Annotated in this window: 22 protein-coding genes and 1 riboswitch; of the genes, 14 read left to right on the forward strand and 8 right to left on the reverse strand. The window is 39.3% G+C overall.

The window, feature by feature from the left end; genetic code table 11:
• Window positions 1–11 precede the first annotated feature (11 nt).
• The 3 genes from ABD769_RS13295 to ABD769_RS13305 form a co-directional block, all read right to left on the reverse strand.
• On the reverse strand, window positions 12–1,109 hold the full coding sequence (locus ABD769_RS13295; RefSeq protein ID WP_344851908.1) for a homoserine O-acetyltransferase family protein: 1,098 nt from the start codon (window positions 1,107–1,109) through the stop codon (window positions 12–14).
• Window positions 1,110–1,151: 42 nt separating this feature from the next.
• A complete protein-coding gene (locus ABD769_RS13300) occupies window positions 1,152–2,483 on the reverse strand; it encodes an O-acetylhomoserine aminocarboxypropyltransferase/cysteine synthase family protein (RefSeq protein ID WP_344851909.1) in 1,332 nt (443 codons plus the stop codon).
• Window positions 2,484–2,609: 126 nt separating this feature from the next.
• Window positions 2,610–2,738 (reverse strand): hypothetical protein, encoded by a 129-nt coding sequence (locus ABD769_RS13305; protein ID WP_344851910.1) that lies wholly within the window; start codon window positions 2,736–2,738, stop codon window positions 2,610–2,612.
• A gap of 7 nt (window positions 2,739–2,745) precedes the next feature.
• A riboswitch (SAM riboswitch) is annotated at window positions 2,746–2,856 on the reverse strand.
• Window positions 2,857–3,068: 212 nt separating this feature from the next.
• Here ABD769_RS13305 and ABD769_RS13310 point away from each other — a divergent pair.
• A complete protein-coding gene (locus ABD769_RS13310) occupies window positions 3,069–4,082 on the forward strand; it encodes a hypothetical protein (protein ID WP_344851911.1) in 1,014 nt (337 codons plus the stop codon).
• A 121-nt stretch (window positions 4,083–4,203) separates the two neighbouring features.
• Here ABD769_RS13310 and ABD769_RS13315 read toward each other — a convergent pair whose 3' ends face one another.
• Window positions 4,204–5,319, reverse strand: a complete 1,116-nt coding sequence (locus tag ABD769_RS13315; protein ID WP_344851912.1) for a trans-sulfuration enzyme family protein — start codon at window positions 5,317–5,319, stop codon at window positions 4,204–4,206.
• Window positions 5,320–5,442: 123 nt separating this feature from the next.
• Here ABD769_RS13315 and ABD769_RS13320 point away from each other — a divergent pair, with 123 nt between their 5' ends.
• The 5 genes from ABD769_RS13320 to ABD769_RS13340 all read left to right on the forward strand — a co-directional run bounded on the left by ABD769_RS13320 (window position 5,443) and on the right by ABD769_RS13340 (window position 9,893).
• Complete coding sequence (locus ABD769_RS13320; protein ID WP_344851913.1) at window positions 5,443–5,937, forward strand: hypothetical protein; 495 nt, start codon at window positions 5,443–5,445, stop codon at window positions 5,935–5,937.
• A gap of 332 nt (window positions 5,938–6,269) precedes the next feature.
• Complete coding sequence (mqnE, locus tag ABD769_RS13325) at window positions 6,270–7,463, forward strand: aminofutalosine synthase MqnE (protein WP_344851914.1); 1,194 nt, start codon at window positions 6,270–6,272, stop codon at window positions 7,461–7,463.
• 108 nt (window positions 7,464–7,571) lie between these two features.
• Entirely contained in the window at window positions 7,572–8,195 is a 624-nt protein-coding gene (locus tag ABD769_RS13330; RefSeq protein ID WP_344851915.1) for a histidine phosphatase family protein, read from the forward strand.
• A 139-nt stretch (window positions 8,196–8,334) separates the two neighbouring features.
• A complete protein-coding gene (locus ABD769_RS13335; RefSeq protein WP_344851916.1) occupies window positions 8,335–9,060 on the forward strand; it encodes a menaquinone biosynthetic enzyme MqnA/MqnD family protein in 726 nt (241 codons plus the stop codon).
• 56 nt (window positions 9,061–9,116) lie between these two features.
• The gene (locus tag ABD769_RS13340; protein WP_344851917.1) at window positions 9,117–9,893 is read left to right on the forward strand and encodes a Fic family protein; all 777 of its coding nucleotides are present in this window, start codon (window positions 9,117–9,119) and stop codon (window positions 9,891–9,893) included.
• A 226-nt stretch (window positions 9,894–10,119) separates the two neighbouring features.
• On the opposite strand, the gene ABD769_RS13345 is transcribed toward ABD769_RS13340, so the two are convergent.
• Complete coding sequence (locus ABD769_RS13345; protein ID WP_344851918.1) at window positions 10,120–10,434, reverse strand: HPF/RaiA family ribosome-associated protein; 315 nt, start codon at window positions 10,432–10,434, stop codon at window positions 10,120–10,122.
• Between the two features lie 493 nt (window positions 10,435–10,927).
• Between ABD769_RS13345 and mutS the strand changes: the two genes are divergently transcribed.
• The 4 genes from mutS to ABD769_RS13365 all read left to right on the forward strand — a co-directional run bounded on the left by mutS (window position 10,928) and on the right by ABD769_RS13365 (window position 15,476).
• Entirely contained in the window at window positions 10,928–13,540 is a 2,613-nt protein-coding gene (mutS, locus tag ABD769_RS13350; protein WP_344851919.1) for a DNA mismatch repair protein MutS, read from the forward strand.
• Window positions 13,541–13,719: 179 nt separating this feature from the next.
• Window positions 13,720–14,244 (forward strand): C40 family peptidase, encoded by a 525-nt coding sequence (locus ABD769_RS13355; protein WP_344851920.1) that lies wholly within the window; start codon window positions 13,720–13,722, stop codon window positions 14,242–14,244.
• Window positions 14,245–14,396: 152 nt separating this feature from the next.
• Window positions 14,397–14,864 (forward strand): TlpA family protein disulfide reductase, encoded by a 468-nt coding sequence (locus tag ABD769_RS13360; RefSeq protein ID WP_344851921.1) that lies wholly within the window; start codon window positions 14,397–14,399, stop codon window positions 14,862–14,864.
• A gap of 6 nt (window positions 14,865–14,870) precedes the next feature.
• A complete protein-coding gene (locus tag ABD769_RS13365; protein ID WP_344851922.1) occupies window positions 14,871–15,476 on the forward strand; it encodes a thioredoxin family protein in 606 nt (201 codons plus the stop codon).
• Here ABD769_RS13365 and ABD769_RS13370 read toward each other — a convergent pair.
• Complete coding sequence (locus tag ABD769_RS13370; RefSeq protein WP_344851923.1) at window positions 15,473–16,660, reverse strand: acetyltransferase domain-containing protein; 1,188 nt, start codon at window positions 16,658–16,660, stop codon at window positions 15,473–15,475. The two genes, ABD769_RS13365 and ABD769_RS13370, sit on opposite strands and share 4 nt — an antisense overlap.
• A gap of 281 nt (window positions 16,661–16,941) precedes the next feature.
• Here ABD769_RS13370 and ABD769_RS13375 point away from each other — a divergent pair, with 281 nt between their 5' ends.
• The 3 genes from ABD769_RS13375 to ABD769_RS13385 all read left to right on the forward strand — a co-directional run bounded on the left by ABD769_RS13375 (window position 16,942) and on the right by ABD769_RS13385 (window position 19,959).
• Window positions 16,942–18,366 carry a glycoside hydrolase family 125 protein gene (locus ABD769_RS13375; RefSeq protein ID WP_344851924.1) on the forward strand — a complete coding sequence of 475 codons (1,425 nt, stop codon included), beginning with the start codon at window positions 16,942–16,944 and terminating at the stop codon, window positions 18,364–18,366.
• A gap of 217 nt (window positions 18,367–18,583) precedes the next feature.
• Complete coding sequence (locus tag ABD769_RS13380; RefSeq protein ID WP_344851925.1) at window positions 18,584–19,771, forward strand: GAF domain-containing sensor histidine kinase; 1,188 nt, start codon at window positions 18,584–18,586, stop codon at window positions 19,769–19,771.
• Complete coding sequence (locus ABD769_RS13385) at window positions 19,768–19,959, forward strand: hypothetical protein (protein ID WP_344851926.1); 192 nt, start codon at window positions 19,768–19,770, stop codon at window positions 19,957–19,959. Before ABD769_RS13380 ends, ABD769_RS13385 begins: the two co-directional genes overlap by 4 nt.
• Window positions 19,960–20,090: 131 nt before the next feature.
• On the opposite strand, the gene ABD769_RS13390 is transcribed toward ABD769_RS13385, so the two are convergent.
• On the reverse strand, window positions 20,091–20,450 hold the full coding sequence (locus tag ABD769_RS13390; protein WP_344851927.1) for a nuclear transport factor 2 family protein: 360 nt from the start codon (window positions 20,448–20,450) through the stop codon (window positions 20,091–20,093).
• Between the two features lie 196 nt (window positions 20,451–20,646).
• A complete protein-coding gene (locus ABD769_RS13395) occupies window positions 20,647–22,869 on the reverse strand; it encodes a glycoside hydrolase family 95 protein (protein WP_344852075.1) in 2,223 nt (740 codons plus the stop codon).
• A gap of 356 nt (window positions 22,870–23,225) precedes the next feature.
• Between ABD769_RS13395 and ABD769_RS13400 the strand changes: the two genes are divergently transcribed.
• A complete protein-coding gene (locus ABD769_RS13400; RefSeq protein ID WP_344851928.1) occupies window positions 23,226–25,379 on the forward strand; it encodes a GH92 family glycosyl hydrolase in 2,154 nt (717 codons plus the stop codon).
• The last annotated feature ends 738 nt before the right edge of the window (window positions 25,380–26,117 follow it).

Below are 26,117 nucleotides of genomic sequence, written 5' to 3' on the forward strand. Positions count from 1 at the left end.
ACCTTCCACCTTTAAGCGGTATGCTGCAATTTGATGATTTTCTTGTCCCGACTTTCCTTGATAAAATTTCCGATTACGTTGGTCAGGGCATCTGTTTCGATCAGGAAACCATCATGTCCATAGTCAGAATGTAATGCAGTAAATGCTGCTCCGGTAATATGATCAGCCAGATATTTTTGCTCAGAAATTGGGAACAGCACGTCATTTTCTATACCGATAACCAAAGTATTTGCGGTGATCAGTTTTAAGGCATCGGCAATGCTTTTGCGGTTGCGCCCAACATTATGGCTATCCATTGCTTTTGTTAAATAATAGTAGCTGTAAGCGTTAAAGCGGTTGATCAGCTTTTCCCCCTGATAATTCTGGTAAGAAGATGACCTGAAATTGTCCGTTTTATCATTTACACTTTCCACCTGGGTACTGCCATAGGCGTTATACGTTCTGTAACTTAAAAGCGCAATGCTACGGGCTGTTTTTAAACCTTTGCTACCGCCATTTGGTTGATTGGCATAGAAAGTCCTGTCGGTTGTAATGGCTAAACGCTGACTTTCGTTAAAAGCAATTCCCCATGGAGAATGTGCGGCATTGGTAGCAATTAAAATCAGGTTTTCAATTTTATTCGGCTCCGAAATGCTCCACTCCACAGCTTGTTGTCCGCCCAAAGAACCACCGATTAACAGTTTGATGTAACCGATACCCAAATGCGCAGCCAATAACTGGTGTGCCGAAACCATATCGCGGATGGTAAACTGCGGAAAGGAAAGGTAATAAGGCAAACCATTTACCGGGTTGGTATTTAACGGGCTTGTAGTGCCGTAATGTGATCCTAACACATTCGCGCAAACAATATAATGCTCTTCAGGATTAAACAAGGCATTTTGCCCGAATAATCCGTCCCACCATTCAAAAACATCCGCGTTAGCAGTAAGTGCATGGCAAACCCAGATCACATTATCCTTATTTGCATTTAACTTACCATAAGTTTGATAGGCAATCTGCAGGTTGCGGATTTTTTTTCCACTTTCTAATTTAAACTGTTTATTATAATGATATGTAGACGCAAAATTCCCCGAAGTGGATTTTACGTTATCGTTTTTACTGTTATGCATTTTGTAATGTTGTTGTTAAAAAAGCGCTTTGAGGGCAAGAATCTAGGCTAATAAACTTTCTGTAGGAACCTTGGCGTTAATGGTTGCAAATGCTTGTTCGAAATCGGCTTTAATATCGTCGATATGTTCAATACCAACCGAAACCCTTAATGCATTTGGTTTTACACCTGCCGCCAATTGTTCTGCATCGCTTAATTGCTGGTGTGTGGTTGCAGAAGGTTGAATAATCAAGGTTTTGGCATCACCTACATTGGCCAGGTGCGAAACCAGTTTCAAACTATCGATTATCTGTGAGGCATTTTCTTTACTTCCTTCTAATTCAAAAGATAAAACAGCTCCAAAACCGTTGCTTAAATATTTTTTAGCCAGGTTGTTGTATTTGCTGCTGGCTAAGCCCGGGTATTGCACTTCTTTAACCAGCGGATGGTTTTCTAACCAGGTGGCCAGTTCTAAAGCATTATCTACATGGCGTTGTACACGGAGCGATAAAGTTTCTAATCCCTGTAACAAAAGGAATGAATTGAAAGGCGATAGGGCAGGACCTAAATCCCTCAGGCCTTCTACACGGGCACGGATAATGAACTGAATGTTGCCGAATGGGCCGCCGATGCCGAACACATCGCTGAAAACCAAGCCGTGATATCCTTCTGAAGGTTCAGAAAACTGAGGGAATTTTCCATTGCCCCAGTTATAATTTCCGCCATCTACAATAACACCGCCGATGCTTGTTCCATGTCCGCCAATCCATTTGGTTGCCGATTCTACTACAATATTAGCGCCGTGCTCCAATGGTTTAAACAAATACCCTCCTGCTCCGAAAGTATTGTCGACCACTAAAGGAAGATCATATTTTTTAGCTATTGCTGCAATTTTCTCAAAATCGGGCACACTGAAAGCTGGGTTACCAATGGTTTCGAGATAAATGGCTTTTGTTTTATCGGTGATTTTACTTTCAAATTCATCTGGCACATCCGGATTTGCGAAATCAACATGGATGCCCAGGCGTTTAAAAGCTACTTTAAACTGGTTGTAAGTTCCACCGTAAATGTGAGAAGAAGAAACAATACTGTCGCCAGCTTCTAAGATATTATTTAAGGCAATAAACTGAGCGGCCTGACCTGATGCAACCGCTAAAGCCGCTACACCACCTTCTAAAGCGGCAATTCGTTTTTCGAAAACATCATTGGTCGGATTCATAATCCTGGTGTAGATATTTCCAAACTCTTTTAAGGCAAATAAATTGGCGCCGTGCTCAGCGTTATTAAATCCATAAGAAGTTGTTTGGTAAATTGGTACAGCTCTGGAGCCTGTTGTTGGATCTATTTCCTGACCTGCGTGTAATTGTAAAGTTTCAAATTTATATGATGTTGACATGATTGCTGTTTTATTTGTTGAACGATTAGATATGGCGGTTTAGGCTGATCCTAAAACCTGGCAGGGCGTATCCCGATTTCCCGGGACCTTCCAGTTTGAAAAAAACAAAAAAGGAAGATTTTTATATTACTGTATGCAACAGCACATACAGGTAGCCATACGCATATCGCAACAAATAAAAGAAACAGAAGATTGTACTACTTTTTCTGGTTTTGCACTGGGCTCGCTTAGCGATTGAAGATTTAATGTTTTCATCAGTTCTAATTTATATCTCCGAACAACACCGTGTTATCCGGTCAGGAATTGGCACCTTCTCTTTCTGAGGGTTGCCAGTGGGTCATCGAGCCAGTCTCTCGCCACTTCTTTATAAATCAACCCGTGAAGATTGACTTTTATTCAGCTTTCCGCCAAATAATATTTCAAATGTCTGAATTTAATTTTAATCCACAAAATAAAATTTTGATTTTACATTAACAATCTAATAATGAACTAATTATTTTTATGTTGTGTTTGCGGTTTAAACTTTTAATATAAAATTAACGCTTAATATTCTAAGTTTGTGCATCCTATCTAAATTGTAACTTCATGAAAAACACAAAATCCCTATGTTTAGGACTGTTATTTATTGTAACAGGTTTAAGCAATGCCAGCGCTCAATTTGGCGGCCTGAAAGATAAATTATTAAAAGTAGGTACAGCCCAGGGCGCTAAAGCTTTAGGTGTCGACAGGTTCTTAAAGCAGCCTGCCGCCATTACCACCAGTTTTGAAGATGTAAGCAGGGAAGGCGAGAGAATGCCGGATTTTATTACTGCTTTAAAATTAAAAGCCCAGCCTTTATATTTATTGCCTAAAAACCCTGAAGGTGGTTTCGTGCTTTGCGATGGTTTGTACGAAATGACCAATAAAAGTTATTGTTTAAAGGCCGGGACCTTTGCGCCATCAAAGGGTGATGGTTACATGTTTGCCCCGGTTTTGGGCCCGAAAGAGGAAATTGTGGTTTCCATATTAAAAAGTGCAGAAAAGCATCCCGAAGTAGAACAGCACGATATACAAGCGTTACTCTGGACGATTATTGCCAAAACAAAATTTGCTGATTATAACGGGCAGGTTAAAGTAACCGCCATCAAACTATTAACAACCAAACAGCTTACCCAGTTAGAAGGAGGTGCTTTAGGTGTTCTGCCTTTTGATGTAATGGAAAAAGCAAAAGATCAGTTGCCATCGGGTGTGAGGGCTGTTTTTGAGGCAGAAAACAATATCCGCCAATTGGTAGCTTCGGGCAATTATACTTATGCTGATCTGGAGAAATATGCTATTGTTGCAGGCATGGCGCCGCCAAGAAGCGATGTGCCAAGTGGCATCTGGACGAAACACCCTGACGGCTATTATGTGCGTTATTTCCCTTCAGGATATTCGATTACAAAAGTTCAGGTTTATGTGCCAAAAGAATTACTGGCTAATGGAACAAAACTGATTTATGATGCTGCAGGAGATATTGCCTGCCCGGCGAATACAGGTTCACAACGTTTAGCGCAAACCAATGAGCCGCTGGAGGCAAATTATTCGCTTAAACTGACTACAGTTTGCAATCCTAAGTAAGATAAAATATATCGTCATTGTGAGGCACGAAGCAATCTTACAACGATCGCTAGTTGCGGGTGCATTAAGATTGCTTCGTTGGCTGAAAAAGCCTTCCCGCAATGACGAAAAATTTTCCTTTTTACCCCAGCGCCTGTGCTAAATCCGCAATAATATCATCAACATGCTCTAATCCTACTGAAATACGGAGCAGGTTTTTAGGTGTTGTACTATCAGGTCCTTCTACCGAATAACGGTGTTCGATTAAACTTTCTACACCACCTAAGCTGGTGGCCTGCGCAAATAACTGAACTCTGTTCACCACTTTGTGTGCGGCTTCAACATCACCTTTAACCAGGAATGACATCATACCGCTAAAGTCTTTCATTTGTTTTTTTGCAATTTCGTGCTGAGGGTGACTTTCCAACCCGGGATAAAAAACAGCTTCTACATTTGGATGCTGGTTTAAATATTCGGCAACCTTTTTTCCGTTTTCACAATGGCCTTTCATGCGGTAGGCCAGAGTTTTAATACTTCTCGTTAATAAAAAGCAATCGAAAGGAGCGGGTACTGCACCACCGGTTTGCTGAATGTTTTTGATTCGTTCCCACAACTCATCTTTTTTTGCGGTTACTAAAATTCCGCCAAGTACATCACTATGTCCGCCTAAATATTTGGTACTGCTGTGCATTACAATATCGGCGCCTAATAAAATCGGGTTCTGTAAAATAGGAGAGGCAAAAGTACTATCGCAAACCAAAGGAATATTCTTAGCTTTAGCTATTTTGGCAATTGCTTCTATATCCGTAACTTTTAATAAGGGATTTGATGGCGTTTCGATCCAGATTAACTGCGTATTGGGCTTAATGCTCGCTTGTATGAGGTTTAGATCAGTTTGATCTACAAAATCAAATTCCAGGCTCTCGTTAAAAATAGTGAGCAACTGTTTTTTTATCCCCCAGTACATGTCATCGGGCGCAATAATGTGGCTGCCGGGTTTTAAAGCCTGAAACATGGCCAGTCCGCAGGTATTGCCGGAAGAAAAGGCTGCTGCATCTTCGCCATATTCTAATTTGGCTACAGTGTTTTCTAAAGCAGACCGGTTTGGATTACTTACCCTGCTATACATGTGTCCGCCCGGATAGCCACCATCTTCTCCACGAAAAAAAGTTGTGGTTAGATTAATGGGTGGGGTAACATCACCTGTAGCAGTTTTTACAAGATTAGAGGCGTGAATAGCAAGGGTTTCAGGTTTCATGATAATTTATCGTGGTATGAATAATATTGGGATACAATTTAATAATTTGCCGCTAATTTAAGGTTCGTAATGGTTTTGGCAAGATTTATGTAACAAGTTTGTCGAAATTTAATTAAACAAAAAATGAAAAGATTATTTATAGCTATCGCAATAGCATGTTCTACTTTAGTAATGTTACAAAGTTGTAATACCGCAAAAAGGGTAACTGCTGGTGTTACGGGTAGCAGAGGTACAGTTGTTCGCGACTGGGTAGTTAGTAATGTAGCTTTAGAAGGTTTGCCTGATGGCGCTGTACAAGGCTTATTTGGCGAAAAATCTTATAAATGCTTTCAGGGCAGTACATGGCATTTAACCAACAGCGGTAATGGCTCTTATACTTTACCGGCATCTAGCGCCTGTGGTTCGGTAATGCAAACTATTTTTTGGTCCGCAGCGCCTAAAGATCAGACTTTCCAGTTCAAAAAAATATTTGAAGGCGATAAAGCTAAAAACGTTGCCGAAGGTTACCGTTTAGTTTTAACCGATCTTTCGAGCACACAGATGATCTTAAAATCACCAATCGAATTTGGCGGCAGAACTGCAAACATCATTTTAACATTTGTGCCGGAAGCAAAATAATTTAATTTACCTGTGAAAAACATAAATTGAGCACTTCTGAAAAGAGGTGCTTTTTTGTTATGCAACGGCGTTTGCCACGGATGCACAGATTTACACTGAGTTATTTTTTTTCGAAGGTTTAGTTTCTATTATACATACACAAAAATAAAATCCGTGCTTTTCCGTGTCTCCGTGGCCAAAGTAAGGTACTTTATAAAAAACTCAACATCTGTGTTTATCCGTGTTCATTTGTGGTTAATTAATATTGCCACTATTCAAAAATCGCGGTTTGTTACAAGAAAATGATTTTCAAATCGCCTCATTATTGTATTTTTGTTCAAAATAAATCAGGAATGAATACAACTGAGCAAGTTGAAAAAATATTAGCTGATACCAATTTATCAACTGAATTACAAAACATAGCACACAAAGTTCTTCACGGAGAGCGGATTACATTTGACGAAGGCGTATATCTTTACGAACATGCCGAACTGGGTTACCTTGGTATCCTGGCAAATTTTATCCGGGAGAAAAAACATGGCGATAAAGCTTATTTCAATCGAAACTTCCATTTAGAGCCGACTAATCTTTGTGTTTACGACTGCAAATTCTGCTCTTATTCGCGTTTAATCAAACAAAAAGAAGAGGGCTGGGCATTAACGATGGAGCAAATGCTCGATATTGTTAAAAAATACGATGGTGAGCCCGTAACCGAAGTGCATATTGTTGGGGGCGTGCTTCCGCAGTATGATGTAGCTTTTTATTCCGCTTTGTTCACAGCGATTAAACAACATCGTCCTGATTTGCATGTAAAAGCATTAACACCTGTAGAGTATCATTATATCTTTAAGAAGGCTAAAATCGATTACGCAACAGGTATGCGTTTGATGAAAGAAGCCGGACTGGAATCGATACCAGGTGGTGGTGCAGAAATTTTCCATCCGGAAATCAGAGAGCAGATAGCCAAAGATAAATGTACCGGTCAGCAATGGCTGGATATACATGAAGAGTGGCACAAACTGGGTATGAGAAGTAATGCAACCATGCTTTACGGACATATTGAAAAATTTTGGCACCGTGTAGATCACATGGAAAAACTGCGCGAACTGCAAGATCGCACTGGTGGTTTCCAGACGTTTATTCCTTTAAAATTCAGAAATCAACATAACCAAATGAGTAATGTGCCAGAATCATCAGTAATTGAAGATTTGAGGAATTACGCCATTGCACGTATCTACATGGATAACTTTGATCACATTAAAGCTTATTGGGCAATGATTAGTCGAGAAACAGCACAGTTATCTTTAAATTATGGTGTTGATGATATCGACGGTACTTTAGACGATACCACCAAAATATACTCTATGGCTGGCGCAGAAGAGCAAACACCTGCAATGAGTACTAAAGAACTGGTTAATCTGATTAAACAGGTAGGCAGAAAAGCAATAGAACGCGATACTTTATATAATGTGGTGACCGATTTTGAAAACATTGTTTTCGAAGAAGAGAAAAAGCCTCAATATTATAAGCTGCCAGTAGTGAATTAGTGATTGAATTAGTGATTGAATTAGAGAATGACTGAATGAGAATGAGGATATTGAGCGTTAAATTTAACATTCAATCACTCAAAAATCCCTCATTCAATAATTAATTAGATGAAGGAAATATACATCATACGCCACGGCGAAACGGAACTTAACAGACAAGGCATAGTACAGGGCAGAGGTATAAATTCTAACTTAAATGATTTGGGCAGGGCACAGGCCGAAGCTTTCTACCAAACTTATAAAGACATTCCCTTTGATAAAATTTATACTTCCGATTTAAAACGTACCTGGCAAACCGTACAAAAGTTTATTGATTCGGAATTACCATGGGAAAAACTTTCGGGACTGGATGAACTGGCCTGGGGTGTTTGGGAAGGAAAACCCAATACTGAACACGCCCGCGATGCCTTTCGTGAGATGTTACAAAGCTGGGAAAATGGCGATTATACTGCACATTTTGAAGGTGGCGAAAGTGTTCAGGATGTGTACGAGCGTTTAAAACAGCCTATGGAAGTGTTAATGACCAGACCAGAGGAAAAAACAGTGCTCCTATGTATGCATGGCAGGGCAATGCGTGTTTTCCTTTGTTTATTATTAGACAGGCCATTAAGCCAGATGACCGAATTTCCACATCAAAATACGGTGCTGTATAAAATGGGTTTTGAAGATGGAAAATTTACCGTGCTTGAATTTAACAGTGCCGTGCATTTAGACGGCTTAGTAATTGAATAAATTTATGCTGTCATGCTGAGGAACGAAGCATCTGTTTGTTGATGGGAGATACCTGTAAGGAGCAGTAATAGTCGACAGGTATATCGCAACAAAGCTGCAGATTCTTCCTGCCGTCAGAATGACAATAAAACATAACACCTTGAATAAGATTAAAATATCGGCTGTTGCTTACACCAACACCAAAGCTTTTATATACGGATTAACACATTCGGACATTATAAATAAAATTGATTTAAGTTTAGATATCCCTTCAGATTGCGCAGCCAAAGTTATTAACAGTCAGGCAGATATCGGTTTAATGCCAGTTGCAGCCATTCCGTTGGTCCCGAATGCAAATATTGTAGCCGATTACTGCATTGGTAGCGATGGAGCTGTTAATTCAGTATTTATTTTTAGCGATGTGCCTGCAGAGGAAATTAAAACAGTAAGACTGGACGCCCATTCGCGCACATCAAACAATTTAGCTAAAGTATTGCTTAAGTTTCACTGGAAAAAAGATGTTGAGTTTACAACTGATCCTAATGCAAAAACAGATGCTTTTGTTTTAATTGGCGACAGAACTTTTGGTAAAAAAGATGATTTCGCCTACGCTTACGATATGGGCGAGGAGTGGAAAAACTTTACGGAATTACCTTTTATGTATGCTGCATGGGTGGCCAATAAAGAAATTTCACAGGAATTTAAAGATGAGTTTAATGCCGCTTTAAAATTTGGTTTAGATCATAGAAAGGAAGTTTTGCAGGAATTACCAGCATCACCAAACTTCGATCTGGAAGATTATCTGTACCACAGGCTTCAGTTTGATGTAACAGAGGACCGCAGAAAAGCATTGAATTTGTTTTTGGGGTATATTGAGCAGTTATAAAATAGAATCGCTTTTTACAGAATCAAATCCTAAATTAGCCTAAAATCCACTTTGTAATGTTTGATGAGTTAGAGATTATTCCTGTTGATTTGTTAGAGGCCTATTCTTTACAGATTGACGATGATCTGCAGGAAAAATTCGATCAGTTAAAGGATGCAGAAATATCGACAAGTGAATTTAGCTTTTACACATCAGTATCGTCGGTATATTCGAGCAAAATAGAAGGGGAGAATATAGAACTTGATTCTTATATCAAACATAAAAGGTTTGGTATTGAATTTTTACCGGATTATACAAAGAAGATAGATGACTTATATTTTGCCTACGATTTTGCTAAAGATAATCAGATAAACGTTAATAATATTGTTAAGGCTCATCAGTTATTGAGTGAGCATATTGTGGCCAAAAATTATCAGGGTATGCTAAGAAACCACAATATGTATGTTTCTACTCCAGATGGACGCATAGAATATGTAGCTGTAGGTCCAATAAAACTTGCCGAAGAAATGGAAAAGCTATATCACGACTTAACTTTGTTGTTAGCGGTAAGATTAAACATTAAAGAAATCTTCTTTTTTGCCTCCTTAATTCATTTGGTATTTGTGAAAATCCATCCGTTTAACGATGGGAATGGTCGTACAGGTAGATTGTTGGAAAAATGGTTTCTTTCGCAAAAACTCGGTGAAAAAGCCTGGTTTGTTCAATCAGAGAAAATGTATTATGAAAATCATCAAACCTACTATCAAAATTTAAGGGTTTTAGGTTTAGAATATGAAGAATTAGATTATTCGGGGGCATTGCCATTTTTATTAATGCTGCCTAAAGCATTATAATTGTTTATGCTTAAGTAAATTAATAGGAAGAAATGTCGATATCGTTTTAAAACAAAAAAGCAATCTAATCAGATTGCTTTTTTGTTTTAATTTTTATTTAATTGAGATTTTCGAAAGGAGGGATTTGTTACATTAGATTTCCCGACTTCGCTGCACTTCGCTCGAAATGACGGTTTTGATTAGGTAGTCATCTTGGTAAGCCTGGCTGCAATGAATATAGAATAAACTAATGGCTTTTCATCTTCCCGGCAATTTTTTCGAGCGTACTTTTTAGTTTGCTGAGCGCACCTGTAATGGCTAAATCGTAAGTATTACCCAGGTTCGAAACTGCTATTGGTTCTTTACCGGTGATTCTTGCTTCTAACAAACATCTTTTATCGTCTAAACCTTCTTTACTGCCATTTTCATCAGATAAATGAACTTCTAAGCGGGTAATTAAATCGCTATACCTGCTCAAACCTTCTGTTAACTGGCTTTGGATTTTTTCGTCGTATTCCTGGTGTATCGTTAAGTTTTTGTCGGTGTTAAGTTGGATCGTCATAATTAAAATATTAGGTTAAATTTATATTAAGATTAACATACAATCAGGTGAATTGTTTAAATGTTGGTATGGGTTAACTGGTAAATCGTATAAACTGGTTAATTGTTGAACCAAATATAATTTATACAACTGGGTTTAAACTGCCCCTTGTTTATAAACCTGATTGCAATGAAAAGCCCGTAAGTGAGGAACGAACGCGGACTTGTAATGAAAAGCAGGGCTGCAGCCTCCGAAATGAACAGAACCCCTCATTTTCTAATCGTGGTTAACTGCATAAATCGGTTAATTGGATATAAAACTATTGTTAATGTTTATTTAAAGATTGATCATTAATTATTAATTCTTAGGTTACTTGTTTAACTGTATAAATTGGTTAACTGTGATATCCTACAATTAACCGATTAAACAACCCATTTTTCTTAACTTTTCAACAAAACGGTTGTAAAATGCATATTCGTGTTATCTTTATGGCTTTTGTAAATTAATTTCAGTTTTGGCTAAAGACACGAATAAAGAAACCCCTTTGATGCAGCAATACAACGCGATTAAAGCGAAGTATCCGGGCGCACTTTTACTATTTAGGGTTGGCGATTTTTATGAAACCTTTGGCGAAGATGCCATTAAAACGGCTCAGATTTTAGGTATTGTACTTACCAGGAGGGGTACAGGCCCAAATGGTGGTGCTTTAGAACTGGCAGGCTTTCCGCACCACTCGCTGGATAATTATCTTTCTAAACTGGTTAGGGCAGGGCAGCGTGTGGCCATCTGCGATCAGCTTGAAGATCCTAAAACCACAAAAACCATTGTTAAACGTGGAGTAACAGAGTTGGTTACGCCTGGTGTAGCTTATGGCGATAATATTGTAAATCAAAAATCGAACAATTTCCTGGCCTGTGTTTACTTTGATAAAGCACAACTTGGGATTTCATTTTTAGATATTTCTACCGGGGAATTTTTAATTGCGCAGGGAAATAGCGACTATATAGATAAACTTTTGCAGGGCTTTAAACCTACGGAAGTAATTTTTCAAAAATCAAAGCGACAAGCCTTTACTGAGAACTTCGGCGATCGCTTTTATACTTTTGGTTTGGATGAATGGCCTTTCACTACCGATTTCGGTAATGAAACCCTGATGAAACACTTTGAAGTTTCTTCGCTTAAAGGTTTTGGTGTGGAGCGCCTGCAAAGCGGGATTGTAGCTGCTGGTGTGATTTTACATTATTTAGGTGAAACTGAGCATCGTAACTTGCAGCACATCAGCTCAATAGGTCGCATTGAAGAAGACCGTTACATGTGGTTAGATCGTTTCACGATCCGCAACCTGGAATTGGTGAATTCGCCGAATGATAATGCGGTAACACTTTTCGATATTCTGGATCATACCTGTACGCCAATGGGTGCACGTTTGCTGCAAAAGTGGATTATTATGCCTCTAAAAGAGCTCAAACCAATCCAGGAACGACTTGGAATGGTGGAGTATTTTGTTGGGCATGAGGAGTTACAGGGTGAGTTTTTAAATAATATTAAACAGATCGGCGATTTAGAACGCTTGATCTCCAAAGTAGGTTTACAACGCGTTGGTCCGCGGGAATTGGTGGCTTTGAAAAGGGCTTTATACCACATCGAAGCGGTTAAAAAACTGGCTGCTGATTCTAAAAATCCTTTCCTGATTAAAATAGCGGATCAGTTGAATCCGTGTTTAGCCATCAGGGATAGAATTGAAAGAGAGCTGCAGCCCGAACCACCGGCATTACTGATTAAAGGAAATGTAATTGCAGATGGCATTGACGAAGATTTAGACCGCCTCCGTAAAATTGCTTTTGGCGGTAAAGATTACCTGGTGCAGATCCAGAAACGTGAGGCAGAAGCAACCGGCATTCCATCGTTAAAAATAGCGTTCAATAACGTTTTTGGTTATTATTTAGAAGTTACCCATACCCATAAGGATAAGGTGCCCGAAGGCTGGATCCGTAAACAAACGCTGGTAAATGCCGAGCGCTACATTACGCCTGAGCTTAAAGAATACGAAGACCAGATTTTGGGTGCTGAAGAAAAAATCCAGGCAATTGAAATCCGTTTGTATAACGAACTGATGTACGAAACCGCCAGTTACATCAAACCGATCCAGCTTGATTCGTTTTTAATTGCCCAATTGGATTGTTTGTTATGTTTTGCGCAACTGGCCGCTAAAAATCATTATAATAAGCCAAAAGTTACCGAAAATAAGGTGCTTGATATTAAAGGTGGCCGACACCCGGTAATTGAGAAGCAATTGCCTGTAGGACAGGAATATATCACCAATGATGTTTATCTGGATACTGATAGTCAGCAGATTATTATGATTACCGGGCCCAACATGGCGGGTAAATCGGCCATTTTAAGGCAAACGGCCTTAATTGTGCTGATGGCGCAAATGGGTTCCTTCGTGCCTGCAAAAGACGCTGAAGTAGGTTTGGTAGATAAAATTTTCACCCGTGTGGGGGCTTCTGATAATATTTCTTCGGGAGAAAGTACATTCATGGTCGAAATGAATGAAACGGCCAGCATTTTGAATAACATTTCGGATAACAGCTTGATTTTACTGGATGAGATTGGCCGCGGGACAAGTACCTACGATGGTATTTCGATTGCCTGGGCCATTGCAGAGTTTTTGCATCAACACCCAACATCAAGGCCTAAAACGCTTTTTGCCACCCACTACCACGAATTAAATGAACTGGCGAATACCATGCCGCGCATTAAAAACTTTAATGTTTCGGTAAAAGAGATGACCAATAAAGTGATCTTTTTACGTAAACTGGTTCCGGGTGGAAGCGAGCACAGTTTCGGTATCCACGTGGCAAAAATGGCCGGTATGCCTCCAAAACTAATTGGGCGGGCAAATGAAATATTAAAAAAGCTGGAAATTGACCGTACTGAAGGACAGAGCATTAAAGACAGCATTAAAAAAGTGCAGAACCAAGCTTATCAGTTGCAGATGTTTGCCATAGATGATCCTGTTTTGGTTAAAATCCGCGATACCCTGAATAACCTCGATGTAAATGCCTTGACTCCGGTAGAGGCTTTGCTAAAATTGGACGAAATACAAAGATTGATTAAGAATTAAGAACGGTATAGGGTATAAGGTTTAAGGCGAAAGGTGAAGAACCGTAAAGCTAAAAGAAATAACACAATAGAAATTACCTTAAACCTGAAAATTTAAGATAATACAGGATTATGAATGTAATGCGATAGCAATTACCTTATACCCTAAGCCCAAAAAGTTAATATAAGAATGGCAACACTATGGATATAACCTTAAACTTTACGCCCTATACCTTTCGCCACAAAAACATTCTTTATTTAATAGCGCTGGTTGCCTTCCTCTCTTCCTGCGGTACGCGTAAATATACCGTTAAAAGCGACACCAAAGCTGCTAAAGCGGCTGATGCCATGGCCAATTTAAAAAGTAAGCAGCTTTATCGTTTCATAACCGACTGGACAGGAGTGAGGTACCGTTTTGGCGGGTTGGATAAAAGCGGGATCGATTGTTCCGGTTTTGCTTTTTTATTGGAGAAAGAAATTTATGGCATTACATTACCCAGAATTTCACGCGATCAGGCTAATGCAGTAAGAAGAAAAGATATTGATAATTTAAAAGAAGGCGATCTTGTGTTTTTCTCCTTTGGCGGCAATGATGTAGATCATGTAGGCGTGTACCTCAATAATGGTTTTTTCGTTCATGCCAGTACCACACGGGGTGTAATTGTTGATGATTTGACATTACCTGCTTACCAAAAGGTTTTGGTAAAATCGGGATCAGTGAATTAATTCTTGTCGTCATTTCGGCTGGAGTGCAACGGAATGGAGAAATCTATAATATAGATTTCTCCATTCCGCTCCCGATGAAAAATCGCGGAGCTACAGTCGAAATGACGAACTTGTTAATAAAAACAAAGTTTATCATTTTTCGTTATCCATTTATGCGTACACTTTTCATAATTTGCTTATCTTTAATTACTTATTCTGTTAATGCACAGGTGAAACTGCTCAAATTTGATGATTTAGACAAGCGCATTGCCAATGGAAAAGATACCACTTATGTGATCAACTTTTGGGCTACCTGGTGTTCGCCATGCGTGGCAGAGTTGCCAAATTTCGAGAAATTACATTTAGCCAATTTAAAAAAGCCTGTTAAGGTGCTTTTAGTGAGTTTAGATTTTAAATCCAAACTGCAAAAGGAAGTAATTCCATTTGTAGAACAGCATAAAATTAATGCAGAGGTATTTCTTTTAAACGAACCCGATCAGCAGCTATATATAGAAAGGATCGATAAAAAATGGTCTGGAGCTATACCGGCTACGCTGTTTGTAAACAAAAATACCAGACGATTTTACGAAAAGGAATTTACTGAAACGGAACTGAAAAATACTTTGTTAAACTTAAAATAGATCACGATGAAAAGATTGATTTTAATGGCTTTTGTGCTCATTTCAGAAGTTGCACTGGCCCAAACCGAAGGTTATAAAGTTGGTGATGTGGTTAAGGATTTCTCCTTAAAGAATGTAAATAACAAAAACGTTTCGCTCGCCGATTATAAAGATGCCAAAGGATATATCGTGGTTTTCACCTGTAACACTTGTCCGGTTGCCAAAGCTTACCAAGCCCGTGTAGCGGCATTAAACACCACTTATGCAGCCAAAGGTTATCCGGTTGTGGCCATCAATCCTAATGATGCAGGTGCCGTTCCGGATGAAAGTTTCGAAAAAATGCAGGCTTTGGCTTTCGAAAAGAAGTTCAGCTTTCCGTATCTGTCAGATCCTGATCATGTGGTAACCAAACAATTTGGTGCCAACAGAACACCGCATGTTTTTGTGCTCAACAAAACCAGTAAAGGAAATGTGGTAGAATACATCGGTGCCATTGATAATGATCCGGAAGAGGCCAATAGTACCAAAATCGACTATGTTAAAAATGCAGTAAACGAATTGTCGGTGGGTAAAAAGCCTGCAATTGCATCTACCAAGGCTGTTGGCTGCAATATCAAATGGAAAAAGGGCTAAACATAGCTTAACCACCACTGCAGGTGCGTTTCCTTATATTTTTTAAACCAACGGCATGGCAAATATAGCGAAGCCACCACACCAAACCATATTAAATAAACAATTGGCAAACTAAAACCAAAGGCTACAGGCCTGAATAAAAACGGCACCTGTACAATTTCTTTGGTGCTATGCCCCGTAGCAAAAAATGCAATTACAAGGATGGTATGCAAAAGATAAAAATGGATAATGTAGTAGAAAAAGGGTACTGCACCATAAACAGAAGCTATTTTAGTAAACCGATTATTCAGTTTTTCAGTAAAAGCTAAAATTAATATCGCCGGACCTAAAGTCATACATGCATATTGCAATGACGGTGGATATTTACTTACATTAAAAAAGGACAGTACATTTTTAAACAATTCATGATATTCTTTTCGCGGTGCGGGATCGCCGTAGCTATTAATTAACCTTAAAGCGATAAAAAGTAATACGGTTAATGAGCCGGTAATCAGCAAATTTCGTTGTCTGCGTTCTACATTATAGTTTTTGTTAAACCAGACACCAATTCCATAGCCCAAAAACATAATGCCCGTCCATGGGAGGATGGCATAAAAAACACCCACCAAATGAGTGGCGGATAATGGCACAACCGTTCCGGCTGCAGTGAAGAATATTTTTAAAATTAACCCGGTCGTTTGGTTTTCTAGCGCAGGGAACAAGTTGAAAATATTGTGTCCAAATACCAAAGCAAAACCTGAAATCAGCACAATTTGATAAGAAATGCGGCTTATAAGCGCCAAAAAGACCATACTCCAGCCAATAGCCCAAATTACCTGTAGAATGATGAAGTTGTACTGCAGGTTAAAAGTTAAACCGAGTGATACAACCGCAATTTCTATAAAAACCAACCATAATCCCCGCTTTAATAAAAACGAGCTTGCTTGTGCCCGGGTTTTATTCTGAGCAGACAAATAAGCAGATAAGCCGGAGAGAAAAACAAAAGTAGGCGCACAAAAATGTGTAATCCAGCGGGTAAAGAATAATATTCCGGTTGCGGTATCAGGATTTAGCGGATCTCCCGTCATCGCATCAATATGGAAAAAATCACGCGTATGGTCCAGTGCCATAATGATCATTACGAGCCCGCGTAATATATCTATAGATAAAATGCGTTTCGAGCGGTTAGGGATTTCAGCATTCATGGTAATCGGTTTGGTTTCTTAAAGATAGGTATTCATAATAATTTTTAGCTACTTTATAGGCTTCAAATGAGTTAAGGTAATAATTAAACGTGTTCAGGTTTGATAGTCAGGAAAATCGATTTAGGAATAACCTAATTGACCTTAATGATTTTGATGTTCCAAAAATTATAATAATATTTGTTAAGCGCTAACCGAATAAAATCTTCTCTATATTATTGAGAGCAATCAATACAGACAGGTTTCGGTTATTAAAAAGAACCAAATTATCATAACACATCATAATGAAAAGAAGAACATTTATACAAAACACAGGCCTTTTAGGGGCAGGGGTTGTCGCATCCAAATTTTCTTTTGCGGCTAATCTCGCACCAGAATTTCCTGTGGTACGTGTGGCTGCAGCAAAAAGACATTTCCAGAGCAAAGCGGTTGATGCCGCCATTAAAACTTTCCAGGCGAACGTTAAAAACCCCGAACTGGCCTGGTTGTTCGAAAATTGTTTCCCCAATACTTTAGATACTACGGTTTATTATGCAGAAAAAAATGGCCGGCCAGATACTTATGTGATTACCGGTGATATTGATGCCATGTGGTTGCGCGACAGTTCGGCACAGGTTTGGCCTTACCTTCAGTTTGTAAATGAAGATGAACCGCTAAAAAAATTAATTGCGGGTGTAATTATCCACCAAACAAAATGTGTGTTAAAGGACCCTTATGCCAATGCTTTTTATGGAGATGCCACAAAGGTAGGCGAGTGGAAAACCGATAAAACGGCCATGCAACCGGGCGTACACGAGCGTAAATGGGAAATTGATTCTTTATGTTATCCCATCCGTTTGGCTTACCACTACTGGAAAAAAACAGGCGATAAAACACCTTTTGATGCCGATTGGAAAAAAGGAATTGAAGCGACTTTAAAAACATTTAAAGAGCAGCAGCGCAAGGCCGATAAAGGTCCGTATCATTTCCAGAGGGAAACCACACAACCTACCGATTCGTTGCCAATGGCCGGCTATGGTTTTCCGGTAAACCCGGTTGGATTGATCTGTTCGGCTTTCCGTCCGAGTGATGATGCCACCATTTTCCCTTTCCTGGTACCATCTAACTTTTTTGCAGTGTCAAGTTTAAAGCAGGCGGCAGAAATGATCAAGGCTTTGCAAAGTGATAAAACTTTAGAAAGTAACCTGTTAAATCTAGCTGACGAGGTAAATGCTGCTTTACAGAAACATGCTATTGTTAACCACCCAAAATATGGTAAAATTTACGCTTTTGAGGTTGATGGTTTTGGAAGTTCGTACCTGATGGACGATTCAAACGTGCCAAGTTTACTGGGATTACCTTATTTGGGCGCCATGAAAGTTGACGATCCTATTTATCAGAATACGAGGAAATTTGCGCTTTCTAAAGATAATCCTTATTTCTTTAAAGGTACTGCAGCAGAAGGAATCGGCGGACCGCATGCCGGACAGGATATGATCTGGCCAATGAGCATAACCATGCGTGCTTTGACTTCTAAAGATGATGCAGAGATTAAATATTGTATCGATACCTTGCGTAAAACACATGCCGGCAAAGGTTTTATGCACGAATCTTTTAATAAAGATAATCCCGCCAATTTTACAAGGGCCTGGTTTGCCTGGTCAAACACTTTATTTGGTGAGTTGCTTTGGCGTACCTACCATGAAAAACCTGCTTTATTAAAAGCATAATCAGCAACAGCCATATTGATCAGTATTTACACGGATGCTACGCACCACAACTGATCAATATGGTTTTTCACTTTACTTCATCTTCCGAGATTTTTACCTGTACTAATACCCAATTTGTTGCCACTAAGCCCGTTTATGTAAAACATATGTTAGAACATTGGGCTAAGTTTTTTATCAGGCAAAATATTTTGTAATTTGCTGAAAAAATCATCCAATCTTGCAACATCCTAATAAAATCATCCTTACTGACATAGAAGCAATAAACAAAATCCCTGTTGTTGTCCAAATTCTGGAAATTGTTTGCAGAACTACAGGAATGGGTTTTGCTGCAGTGGCCAGGGTAACAGAAGATAAATGGATTGCCTGCGCCATACATGATGAGATTAATTTTGGCTTAGCTGTTGGTGGAGAACTCAATCTGGAAACGACCATTTGTAACGAAATCAGACAGCATAAAAAGCCTGTGGTAATTGATCATGTTGCCGAAGATCCTGAATTTGCAAATCACCATACGCCCTTGCTTTATGGTTTTCAAAGTTATATTTCGGTACCCATTACTTTAAAGAACGGCAATTTTTTTGGAACATTATGCGCGATTGATCCTAAGCCGGCACAACTAAAAAATACCACCGTAATTGGTACCTTTACCATGTTTGCCGATTTAATTGCTTTTCATTTAGATGCATTGGAGCAAATTGCCATTACAGAACTGGAACTAAAGAAGCAGCAGGAAGTTGCCGTTTTAAGGGAACAGTTTATTGCTATTTTAGGTCACGATTTACGAAATCCTTTAAATGCAATATCAAGCAGTGCGCAGCTGTTATCGCGTTTAAATTTAGATGAACGTGGTATCCGGATTGCCAAAATTGTTAAAGATTCTTCATTCAGGATGAACGGACTGATTGAAAATATGCTCGATTTTGCCAGCGGGCGTTTAGGTGAAGGAATTACCATTAGCAGAACGCCTGATGAAGATCTGGAGAAATTACTGATCCAGGTGGTGGATGAGCTGAAAACCATCTGGCCAAGCCGGAATATTGAAGTGAAATTTAATTTTGATCACCCGGTTAATGCTGATGGAAAACGTTTGGCCCAACTTTTTTCTAACCTCCTGGCCAATGCCTTAAATTATTCTCCGGCCGATTCTACTGTAGAAATCACAGCTTTTAGTACAGGCGAAGAGTTTAATCTTTGTGTGGCCAATAAAGGAAAACAGATTCCTGCTGCTGCCATGGAGCGTTTGTTTCAGCCTTTTTCGAGAGGGGAAGTAGAACCGAGTCAAAAAGGACTGGGTTTGGGTTTGTACATTGCTTCTGAAATAGCCAATGCGCATGATGGCACTTTGGATGTATCTTCTACTCCTGAAAAAACCTGTTTTACCCTGCACATCCCATATAAAAAATGATAGCTGTAAACGATCAGTTGCCTACTTCTACACTATTGGAATTGAAGGTTGGCGATGCAATTACCAGTGGAAATCAATCTGGCATTATTCAAAAGGTGGAAATCAGTGAAACAGATGAATTTTTAATGTTTCTGTTTCAATTGGAAAGTAACCACATTATGGTGAGAAAACTAAAGCAGGTGTGTTAGTTATTTTCGTTCTTCATTTTTACCGAAATGCAATGGAGAAATTTACATTTAAATTCTTGATATAGATTTCTCCACTGAGGTCGAAACGACGTAATCTTTAAGGATAAACATTGCATATAGAGCTATGTTATTTAATCCCCTAAAATTGGTCTCGGATCGAACAATACCTGAAAAGATTGTATTTTTTCATCCACTAATTTATACCAGCCGCATGAAAAGATGGTTTTTGCACCTATGTTAATATCGTACCAAAGGCAAACCTCATCCAGATCTGCAAATACTTTTTTAACATCGTACTTGAATTTCATCTTTTTCATGTCTTCAATGTAAACATCGGCGCCGTTTCTTTCGCCCATTACGCCTTTAAAGGTCATATCATCCTGCAGTTGCTGCCTGGCCAGTTCAAAATCTTCTGCATTTAATGCATTGATAAAATCTAGCACTACCACTTTTGCATTATGTTCAGTCAGTATTTTATTTGAAGTACTCATTGCATTCCTTTTTAATAAAAACGGAAATCTAAAAGAAAATGTTTGAAGAATTAATATGGAATGAATGAGTTTTGAATGATTGAATGTTGAAAATATGTAATGTTCGTTCTTTAATTCTGTCATTCTCTCATTCAATCATTCCCTTATTCTGTCATTCAATCATTCTCTCATTCAATCATTCTCTCATTCACTAATTTTATCCTTCAAAGCTATACACTTTCCCCGCCTGCGTTTTAAAGTTGTATTTAAAATCCTTTCCTGATTTTTCTTCTTTAATTCCTTTTGCTTTTAATGCATTCGGACTTCTTACCACACAATCTTCACCAGATAAGGACTTGATTGATAGTTTGCTGATCTTGCCTTCTTTCCATTGTAAATTGGTGATTTCGAAATTCCCCCTTGCTTTTAAACCCTGAATGTTTCCTGTTGACCACTGATCGGGCAGGGCGGGCAAGAACTGTAATTCTCCTGTCTGGCTTTGCAATAACATTTCTGAAATTCCGGCGGTATAACCGAAATTTCCGTCAATCTGAAAGGGTGGATGCGCACAAAAAAGGTTCGCATAAATTCCGCCTCCTTTATTGTAATCGGTACCTGAACCACCAACGGGAGTAATAAAATTCTGCAGGATTTTGTACGCATGGTTCCCATCCTGTAATCGTGCCCAAAAGTTCATTTTCCAGGCCATAGACCATCCTGTTGATTCATCACCACGGGCAGTTAAAGTTACCCTTGCAGCTTTTGCCAACTCCGGGGTTGTAATGGTGCTGATTTCCCTGCCGGGATGTAAACCAAAAAGATGCGAAATATGTCTGTGCTGATCTTTTGGATCATCGCGGTCGGTTTCCCATTCCTGCAATTGCCCCCATTTACCGATTTTCGGCTTTAACAAATGTGCTTTAAGATCGGCGATGTGGTTTTTATAATCCTGATCAATACCTAAAATTTCGGCAGCTTCTATATAGTTTGTAAACAAATCGAATACAATCTGCTGGTCGTGGGTTACGCCGTCTTCTGTAGGGCCATGCTCCGGCGACCAGCCCAATGGCGATACTAAAGTGCCATCAGGCCTCCGTTTTAAATGATCATCCCAAAATTCAGAAATTTCTTTAATGATCGGATAAGCGAAATTTTTCAGATAATCTTTGTCTTTCGTAAAAGCATAGTGTTCCCAAAGCGCTTGTGCGTACCATGCACTTCCGGGCGTATTCCATAAATAACTCATGCCCCCGAAAATATTATTTTCCGTTCTAACCGTCCAGCCACGTGTGTTTGGGTATTGTTTACGTGTGGCAACCGCACTTACCTCACGCATGCTGTTGATGTAATCGAGGTATGGAATATGGCATTCAGAAAGGTTAGTCGGTTCAGCCAGCCAGTAATTCATCTGGATGTTAATGTTGGAGTGATAATCGCTTCCCCAGGGCGGGGTATTGCTTTCGTTCCAAAGCCCCTGTAAATTGGCCGGCAAACCGCCTTCTCTCGAAGAGCTGATCAATAAATACCTTCCATATTGGTAAATTAATGCTTCCAGGTCGAGATCAGGCGTTTTTTTATAATTGATCAGTCTCTGGTAGGTTGGCAAACTGTTATTCTTAACGCCACCTAAATAAAGGCTTAAACGGCTGAATAATTGCTGGTAATCCTGAATGTGGTTTTTTAGTAAGGAAGCATAACTTTTTGATGTTGCGTTTTTAAGGATGCGATCAATTTTTGGAGCAGGTTCTTCACCTTTCCATTGCTGTTCGCGTTTATTGCTATAATTGGTTGCTGCAGTAAAAATAATGGTGATTGCGTCGGCCTGATCTATCTTCAATTTTTCACCATTGTCATCTTTTACGGGATAACTTTTGCCATTTTCAATTTTAACCAGCGCAGTGGCCTGATAAGGCATATTGTTTGATAATTTTCCTGTAAACTGAATCTTGTTGCCATCCACTGTAACTTTACCTTGATGCGCATTTTTCAATCTTATTGCAGCCGAATAACTGCTTTTATGATCTGAAGTAAACCTTAAAACCATTACTTTATCCGGAAAACTGCAAAAATATTCGCGGTTATAATGCGTTCCATTTTGGGTATAGCTAACAGAATGTACCGCATTAGTAATATTTAGCTCACGTTTATAACCGGTAAAATTCTGGTCTTTCTGATCGAAATCGATAAAGAGATCGCCAAAAGCCTGGTACATGCCGCGGTCGTTTTCATCGCCCGTCCAAAGGGTATTATCGTTAAATTGAACATGCTCATTGTTTACCCCGCCAAAAATCATCCCGCCAATGCGTCCGTTACCAATGGGGTAGGCTTCTGTCATCCAGTCTTTAGCCGGTTTATTGTCCCAGAGCAATAATTGGTTAGTTTGTTTATTCTGTGCGAAAACGGTATTCGAAAAACTAAACGCTAAACTTGAAATTAGCATCAAGTATATAACTTGCCTAAGTTTAAAAAGCATGGGATATTTGATTAGTATGTTTTCAAAGATATAGATAATCAGAGTGCGATTGCATCTCGATTATTGGCATTTTATTCAATTATTTAAGCATTGGTTTATAACAGATTAAGAGTTAATACTTATACCCGGTTAAATAAGTTACCGTCCTTTCGAGCGGAGTGCAACGTAATCGGGGAATCTATCCGGATAGATCTCTTTCCTGAATATTCTGGACGTTTCAGTCGGGATAACGCGTTTTGTGAATGGTAACTATTATGATATTTAGCAGCTGAATTTAATAGAATTTATATATTTGGTATTGCACACTAAATCGTTTTATGAAAATGAAATCGCTAACCAAATTTCTCTTCTTTATTTTGTTTATAAATGTACTGGGCAGTTACCAGGCACAAAGCCAAAGCAAAACGTCTTTCACTAAATACGTGAATACCTTTATCGGAACGGCACCGCTAACTGATCCTAAAATATTGGGGTACGGGCTTCCTCAAGGCTGGCGCTCGTGGGCTGGTTTAACTTTTCCGGGCAGTTCATTACCGAATGCCATGGTGCAGTTAAGTCCGATTACCGAGTTTGGTTCTGGTGCAGGTTATGAATATGAGGATGATACCATTTATGGTTTTGCACACACTAATAAAGGTCACTGGAACCTTTGCAATATTCCCATTTTACCGCTTTCCAATCCTGGAGATAAATTTGGCTCAAAGTTTTCGCATAAAAATGAAAGTTCGGCACCGGGTTATTATCAGGTTTATCTTGATGATTATAAGGTAAATGTAAAGCTCACCTCAACTTTGAGGACAGGATATCACCAATATGAATACAAAAATAAGCACGACAGGCAGGTGCTTTTTTTAATGGGGAAAGCAAACAGCGGCGTTTCTACCTGGAACATCGAACAGGTGGGTACATCGGCTATTCAGGGTTTTCAGGGCGGAGAGAACATTTATTTTTATGCCACTGTTAATGGTAAAATAGATAAGATTGATCAAAAAGATGCAGGCAAACGTTCGGGTTACGCCGTTGTCCACCTTGCGGATGGAAACAAGGGGCCTGTAGAATTAAAAATCGGGCTGTCGTTTGTAAGCACAGCCAACGCTAAAGAAAATTTAGAAAAGGAAATTGGCAATAAAACTTTTGCGCAGATCCGTAATGAAGCTACAGAAAAATGGGAATCCCTTTTATCGAACATCCAGGTTAAAGGCGGCACAGAGAAACAGAAACAGATGCTGTATTCTTGTTTGTACCGGTCTTTTTTATGGCCGGCCTTGCGCAGCGATGTAAATGGTGAGTTTAAAGATGCAAAACGCAACATCATTAAAGGCAATTTTAATTATTATACGGAACCTTCGCTTTGGGATACTTACCGCAATAAAGATGTGCTTTTAGGTCTCGTTACACCAAAGGTTACTTTAGATGTGATCAAATCGATGAAAGATGTAGGCGATAAAACTGGCTTTATTCCAACTTTTTTTCATGGTGATCACGGCGCTTCCTCTATTGCAGGAGCTTATTTACGGGGAATTGATGCTTTTGATGTGAGGGGAACTTATGAGATTTTATTGCGCAATGCGAATGTAGAGGGTGGTGCCCGACCATTTATTGAAGAATATATTGAGAAAGGTTATATCTCAGATCCTGATGTGAAAAATCCACATGTTGAAACGAAAGCAAAAGCGGGCGTTTCTAAAACTTTGGAATATTCTTATGATGATTATTCACTGGCACAGATCGCTAAAAAACTGGGCGACAGTACCAATTATCGCATTTTAATGGCGAGATCAAAGAATTATAAAAATATGTTCGATCCCGGAACCCGTTTTATGAGGGGTAGGTTAGATAATGGCGACTGGATCAAGCCCTTTAATCCGCAATACCCATATTATGAGTACATGTACAGGGAAGCGAATGCCTGGCAGGTATCGTTTTACGCGCCACATGATATGAAAGGACTGATTGAACTGTATGGCGGTGCAGCTGGCTTTGAATCGAAATTGGATTCGTTATTTACCTTGCCATGGAACCCTAAATACATTGCACGCAATGTGGAAACCATGATCGGGCAATATTGCCAGGGTAATCAACCTGATCACGAAGCGCCCTTTGCTTATACGTTTATCGGTAAGCCAGAAAAATCGCAAAAGATAATTGATAAAATCTTAAACGAACTTTACGGGATAGGCAGTGATGGTTTGGCACTTTCAGGAATGGATGATGCGGGGGAGATGTCAGCCTGGTATGTATTTAGTTCGCTGGGATTATATCCCTTTTCTGCAACTGATCCAAATTATATTGTTACCGCACCGCTTTTTGATGAGGTGATATGGAAAACGAATACCGGTAAATTATTAACGATTAGCAAACCTGGCAAGGGCAGGGGCATTACTGAAATTAAAGTAAACGGAAAAATAAATCAGGGGTATTTTATTTCTCATGATTTGTTTAAGAATGGAGGTAAGGTTGTGGTTGAGACGAAGTAGGTAGGTTATTCTATTGCGTTTTCTTCCATGATGTCATCCTGAGGTACGAAGGATCTTTAAGTGTTTAGCACTTTTTTTATTACCCATCGCACGGTCTTGTCTCGGCTCACCACCGCCGAGGGGCTCTTTCTTTTGGCTTGGCCCAAAAGAAACAAACCTGAGCGCAGCGAAAGCATGCCTACCATTAAAAACAACCAACACAAAGGCATAACTAAAAGGCTTGCATCGTTTTTTATATGATTATTTTATTTTTATAGGTATAAAAGATTGCTGCGCAATTCTTGAACTAAGCCCTCGAAATTCTGATTGCGGCAATATGGAGGCCCCGATGAAAAATCGGGACTGTATATTACCCTGGGCAGTGAGGTATTGAGGGTGGGTGCAAGAATTTCAATGCTTATTCCTGCGAAAATCTGCGAGGAGAGTAGCAGGGAGCAGAGAAATATCACGCGTAATTTCTACCGCGAACAATCCGTCATTTCGACTGGAGCGCAGCGTAATGGAGAAATCTATTAATTTAACTCTACAGATTAAAATTTTCTATCGGCTCACCGCCGCCGAGAGGCTCTTTCTTTTGGCTTGACCCAAAAGAAACAAACCTGAGCGCAGCGAAAGCATGCCTACCATTAAAAACAACCAACACAAAGGCATAACTAAAAGGCTTGCACCGTTTTTTATATGATTATTTTATTTTTATAGGTATAAAAGATTGCTGCGCAATTCTTGTACTAAGCCATC

The organism is Pedobacter jeongneungensis (assembly GCF_039538295.1).
Lineage (GTDB): Bacteria > Bacteroidota > Bacteroidia > Sphingobacteriales > Sphingobacteriaceae > Pedobacter > Pedobacter jeongneungensis.